We start from the raw sequence: 229 nt of genomic DNA on the forward strand, positions 1-229 counted from the left end.
AAATACCTTGAAGTGTCACAATGATCATATCCCTTAAAATATCAGTCTTCACTGAAACTGAACCTCTCCCAAGGTAGTCTTTCTCCCATTGTGTTAATGCTTTACTTATTTCTGCTTCTATAGATCCTTTTGTCCGTTTAACCATATTGGCCCTCCCTTTCAAAAGGTATACCTCTTCCTATTTTCCAGTGAAATATACCATCTTCAAAATTCTATCTTTATATTTCCC

Annotated in this window: 1 protein-coding gene; it reads right to left on the bottom strand. The window is 35.4% G+C overall.

Features of this window, described 5'->3' with window-relative positions:
• On the bottom strand, window positions 1-145 hold a 145-nt coding region (locus tag AOA61_RS32570), incomplete at its 3' end, for a Na-translocating system protein MpsC family protein (RefSeq protein ID WP_143521126.1).
• Window positions 146-229 lie beyond the last annotated feature (84 nt).

The organism is Pseudomonas sp. 2995-1 (assembly GCF_002742505.1).
Classification (GTDB): domain Bacteria; phylum Pseudomonadota; class Gammaproteobacteria; order Pseudomonadales; family Pseudomonadaceae; genus Aquipseudomonas; species Aquipseudomonas sivasensis.